This window comes from Halomonas sp. 3D7M, assembly GCF_014897885.1.
Lineage (GTDB): Bacteria > Pseudomonadota > Gammaproteobacteria > Pseudomonadales > Halomonadaceae > Vreelandella.
This window is the reverse complement of record NZ_JABUZF010000095.1, coordinates 54943-60905: the sequence shown is the minus strand read 5'-3', so window position 1 is coordinate 60905 and position 5963 is coordinate 54943. Positions and strand designations below refer to the sequence as shown.

At 54.0% G+C, this 5963-nt stretch carries 1 protein-coding gene and 2 pseudogenes (1 of these 3 running past the window's edge); all 3 read right to left on the bottom strand.

The annotated features are described in order from the left end of the window. Window positions 1-1275, bottom strand: a pseudogene (locus tag INT22_RS04070) (DNA-directed RNA polymerase subunit beta'); the annotation flags it as partial. 10 nt (window positions 1276-1285) lie between these two features. Continuing rightward, window positions 1286-5362, bottom strand: a complete 4077-nt coding sequence (gene rpoB, locus INT22_RS04065) for a DNA-directed RNA polymerase subunit beta (RefSeq protein ID WP_089040013.1) — start codon at window positions 5360-5362, stop codon at window positions 1286-1288. A gap of 337 nt (window positions 5363-5699) precedes the next feature. After that, window positions 5700-5963 (bottom strand): annotated as a pseudogene (rplL, locus tag INT22_RS04060) (50S ribosomal protein L7/L12); it runs 131 nt beyond the window's last position.

Sequence of the window (5963 nt, the reverse complement as noted above, 5' to 3'; positions counted from 1 at the left end):
GCGGTTAAGCAGTACCGGGTGCTCACGGATAACATCGGCAAGGATGTCCCACACCTCGGGCAATTCGCGTTCAACCATCTTCTTGGCAGCTTTGATCGTTGAGGCATAGCCCAGCGACTGCAGCTTGGAGTAGATAAACGGCTTGAACAGCTCAAGCGCCATTTTCTTGGGCAGACCACACTGGTGCAGACGCAGCGTCGGACCAACAGTGATTACCGAACGGCCGGAGTAATCGACGCGCTTACCTAGCAAGTTCTGACGGAAACGACCCTGCTTACCTTTGATCATATCGGCAAGGGATTTCAGCGGACGCTTGTTAGAACCCGTAATGGCACGACCACGACGGCCGTTATCCAACAACGCATCAACCGCTTCTTGCAGCATGCGCTTCTCGTTACGCACGATAATATCCGGCGCATTGAGGTCAAGCAGACGCTTCAGACGGTTGTTACGGTTGATAACGCGACGATAAAGGTCGTTCAGGTCTGAGGTCGCGAAGCGGCCGCCGTCCAGCGGTACCAACGGACGAAGATCCGGCGGCAACACGGGCAGCACTTCCATGACCATCCACGCCGGCGCGTTGCCGGAGTGGTAGAACGCTTCAAGTAGCTTCAAGCGCTTTGAAAGCTTCTTAATCTTAGTTTCAGAGTTAGTCTGCGGAATCTCTTCACGCAGGTGATTAATCTCTTCTTCCAGATCAATATCTTTCAGCAGTTCTTGGACAGCTTCGGCACCCATGCGGGCGTCGAAGTCATCACCGAACTCTTCTAGCGCTTCAAAGTACTGCTCATCGTTGAGTAACTGACCACGCTCCAGCGTGGTCATACCGGGATCGATGACGACAAAGCTTTCGAAGTACAGCACGCGCTCGATATCACGCAGGGTCATATCGAGGAACATGCCGATACGCGACGGCAGTGACTTCAAGAACCAAATGTGAGCCACTGGCGATGCCAGTTCGATGTGGCCCATGCGCTCACGGCGCACGGCAGCCTTGGTGACTTCAACGCCACACTTCTCACAAATGATGCCGCGGTGCTTCATGCGCTTATACTTACCGCACAAACACTCGTAGTCTTTGACTGGGCCGAAAATCTTGGCGCAGAACAGACCATCCCGTTCCGGTTTAAAGGTACGGTAGTTGATGGTCTCGGGCTTCTTCACCTCGCCAAACGACCAGGAGCGAATCATGTCCGGCGACGCCAGGGTAATCTTGATCGCGTCAAACTCTTCGGACTGAGATTGCGATTTGAGTACTTTCACCAAATCTTTCATGGGACGGCTCCTAGCTCTCTAACTCGATATCGATGCCCAGCGAGCGGATTTCCTTCACGAGTACGTTGAAGGATTCCGGCATGCCTGCCTGCATGGTGTGGTCGCCATCCACGATGTTTTTATACATCTTGGTGCGGCCTTCGACGTCGTCCGACTTGACGGTGAGCATCTCTTGCAGCGTATACGCGGCACCGTAAGCTTCCAGCGCCCACACTTCCATCTCACCAAAGCGCTGACCACCGAACTGCGCCTTACCACCCAGCGGCTGCTGAGTCACTAGCGAGTAAGAACCGGTAGAGCGCGCGTGCATCTTGTCGTCTACCAAGTGGTTCAGCTTGAGCATATACATGTAGCCAACGGTCACCGAGCGGTCAAACGCATCGCCAGTACGGCCATCGTACAGCGTCATCTGGCCAGACTCAGGAATGTCAGCAAGCTTCAGCAGGTGTTTGATCTCGTGCTCTTTAGCACCATCGAACACCGGCGTTGCCATAGGCACACCGCCTTTGAGGTTTTTCGCTAGCGCAATGATTTCTTCATCGCTTAACGAATCGATATCCTCAACACGGGTTCCCGGCGTGTTATATATCTGGCCCAGGAAGTCGCGAATTTCAGCAACTTGCTGACCACGGGCATCACGTAACATCGCGTCGATTTTGACACCCAAACCACGGGCAGCCATACCCAAGTGCGTTTCCAGGATCTGACCAACGTTCATCCGCGACGGTACACCCAGCGGGTTCAACACCACATCAACCGGCTCGCCCTTCTCATCGAACGGCATATCTTCGATGGGCATGATCGCCGAGATAACACCTTTGTTACCGTGACGGCCTGCCATCTTGTCGCCAGGCTGAATGCGACGCTTAACCGCCATGTAAACCTTGACGATTTTAAGCACACCCGGTGCGAGGTCATCGCCCTGGGTCAGCTTGCGCTTCTTATCTTCAAAGCGCTCGTCCATCTCTTTACGACGGTTTTCGAGCTGCTCATCGGCCTGGGCCAACAGTTCGTTGTAAGCCTCATCCTGCATGCGCAGCTTGAACCACTGCTGACGCGGTAGCTCGTCGAGGTAAGCCTCATCAAGCACATCGCCTTTCTTCAGGTTCGGGCCGCCATTAACAGCCTGGCCTTCCAACGTACGCTGCAGACGCTCAAAAGTAGCGTCTTCAGCAATACGATAGGTTTCCTGAAGATCTTTACGCACTTCGTCCAGCTGCATCTGTTCGATAGCAAGTGCACGAGAGTCTTTTTCAACGCCGTCACGGGTAAATACCTGGACGTCGATGACAGTACCCTTCATGCCGGTCGGCGCACGCAGCGAGGTATCTTTAACGTCAGATGCTTTCTCACCGAAGATAGCGCGTAGCAGCTTCTCTTCCGGCGTCAGCTGGGTTTCACCTTTCGGTGTTACCTTACCGACCAGAATATCGCCGGGGCCAACTTCAGCACCGATGTAAACAACACCTGCTTCGTCCAATTTACCCAGCGCGGACTCACCAACGTTGGGAATATCGGCGGTGATCTCTTCCGGCCCTAACTTGGTATCGCGAGATACACAGGTCAGTTCCTGAATATGAATCGTGGTAAAGCGGTCTTCTTGAACCACCCGCTCAGACAGCAGGATAGAGTCCTCGAAGTTGTAACCATTCCAGGGCATGAACGCGATGCGCATGTTCTGGCCTAGCGCCAAATCACCCATATCAACAGACGGGCCGTCGGCAAGGATATCGCCACGGGCCACACTGTCGCCAGGCCGCACAATGGGGCGCTGGTTCATACAGGTGTTCTGGTTTGAACGGGTGTACTTGGTCAGGTTGTAGATATCAACACCGGCTTCACCGCCGATAATCTCATCTTCATGCACCCGTACCACGACACGACGTGCGTCAACGGAGTCGATCACACCACCACGACGTGCCACGGCACAAACACCGGAGTCGCGCGCAACGAAACGCTCCATGCCAGTACCTACTAGCGGCTTGTCAGCGCGCAAGGTGGGTACCGCCTGACGCTGCATGTTCGCACCCATCAAGGCACGGTTAGCATCATCGTGCTCCAGGAACGGAATCAGTGCGGCCGCGACCGAAACAACCTGGCGCGGAGACACGTCCATCAAGGTGACCTGCTCAGGACGCATAAACGTGGTTTCACCACGATGACGCACCTGAACCAAGTCGTCACTCAGCCTGTTGGACTCATCCACAGCGGCAGACGCCTGGGCAATAACGAAATCACCCTCTTCGATCGCCGACAGGTGAACGATATCGTCCGTCACTTGACAGGAGTTGACCTTGCGGTACGGCGTTTCGAGGAAGCCGTAGCTGTTGGTGTGACTGTACGTCGCCAACGAGTTGATCAGACCGATGTTCGGGCCTTCCGGCGTTTCGATCGGACACAAGCGACCGTAGTGCGTAGCGTGTACGTCGCGCACTTCGAAACCGGCGCGCTCACGGGTCAAACCACCTGGGCCGAGTGCAGACACACGACGCTTGTGAGTAACCTCAGAAAGCGGGTTGTTCTGATCCATAAACTGGGACAGCTGGCTAGAACCGAAGAACTCTTTCACCGCTGCCGCTACCGGCTTAGCGTTGATCAGATCTTGCGGCATCAGGCCTTCGCTTTCCGCCATGGAAAGACGCTCTTTCACTGCACGCTCTACGCGAACCAAGCCAACGCGGAACTGGTTTTCAGCCATTTCGCCAACACAGCGAATACGGCGGTTACCCAGGTGATCGATATCGTCAACGTCGCCAAAGCCGTTACGGATATTGATCAGCTCGCGCAGAACATCAAGGATGTCTTTGCGATCCAGTACACCAGAGCCCGTGTCGGTATCACGACGCAGGCGGCGGTTGAACTTCATACGACCGACGCCTGACAGGTCGTAGCGATCTTCGCTGAAGAACAAGTTATTAAACAGCGTCTCAGCAGCTTCTTTGGTGGGCGGCTCACCAGGGCGCATCATGCGATAAATTTCGACCAACGCTTCAAGCGCGGAGCCGGTGGCATCCAGCTTAAGCGTATCGGAAATAAACGAACCACAGTCCAGGTCGTTGGTGTAGAGCGTTTCGATGTGGGTGATGCCACCCTGCGCCATACGCTCAAGCACTTCTGGCGTAATTTCGGTATTACACGGACAGATCAGCTCGCCAGTTTTAGTATCGATCTGATCTTTGGCCAACGTTTTACCAAACAGGTACTCCATCGGTATTTCCAGACGCTCCAGGCCGGCTTTTTCAAGCTGACGGATGTGCTTCTGGGTAATACGGCGCCCTTCTTCAACAATGACATTACCTTCGCCATCTTTAATGTCGAAAGTCGCGGTTTCACCGCGCAGGCGTGACGGTACCAGCTCTACGAAGAAGCCAGTTTTTTCAATGCTAAACTTGCTGGTCTCGAAAAACTCTTCAAGGATCTCTTCAGTGCTCATTCCCAGGGCACGCATCAACACCGACGCTGGTAGTTTCCGGCGACGGTCAATACGTACAAAGACGTTGTCTTTAGGATCGAACTCGAAGTCCAGCCAGGAACCACGATAAGGAATCACTCGGGCAGAATAGAGCAGTTTACCAGAGGAGTGACTCTTGCCTTTATCGTGATCGAAGAACACACCGGGCGAACGGTGGAGCTGAGAAACGATAACCCGCTCAGTACCATTGATGACAAAGGTACCATTCTCGGTCATCAGGGGGATTTCCCCCATGTAGACTTCCTGCTCTTTAATATCCTTGATTGCCTTGTTCGAGGAGTCGCGATCATAGATGATCAAGCGAACCTTGACACGCAGCGGGGCGGAATAGGTCACGCCACGCAGCTGACACTCCTTTACATCGAACGCCGGCGTGCCGAAACGGTAGCTGACATACTCCAGCGCCGCATTCCCAGAGAAGCTTTCAATCGGAAACACGGACTTAAACGCCGCGTGCAGACCAATCTCGTGGCGCTCGTCGGGCGAACGATCCTGCTGGAGAAAGTCGTAGTAGGAATCAAGCTGGATGGCCAGCAAGTAAGGCACATCCATCACTTGGGGCAGTTTGCCGAAATCCTTGCGGATGCGTTTTTTCTCAGTATATGAGTAAGCCATCTGTATTCCCCAGCTTGTTCACCATGGGTGACCGATGCGTGGTCATCTGCCCCGCGGGCGTTTCAGACGCAGACAGCAAGCTCCTAAATCGGTAGCTCGCCGTCAAAAATCTTGATAGATAACAGTGTTACAGTAGTGCTGCTAGCGCTTCGTTATCACTCGCGCTTCACAACTTACGCTTCACAACAACGGTCTTACTGTTTTGCTGCTTCTTACCGCAGCCTTCCTGCTGTAATGCTGCCGAGCAACATGATACAACAGAAAAAGGCCGGCAACGGGATAAGCCCGCCGCCAGCCGTGGAAGCTTACGCAGCGCGTAAAGCCGTCAGCACAAGAATTACTTGAGCTCGACGCTTGCGCCCGCTTCTTCCAGCTTGGTTTTAGCTGCTTCAGCGTCTTCTTTAGACATTGCTTCTTTGATGGTAGCCGGCGCGCCATCAACTGCACCTTTGGCTTCTTTCAGGCCAAGACCAGTGATTTCACGAACTGCTTTGATGACGTTAACTTTCTTGTCACCAGCAGAGGTCAGTACCAGATCAAATTCAGTCTGTTCTTCAGCAGCTGCTTCGCCGCCGCCAGCCGGACCAGCCATTACGGCTGG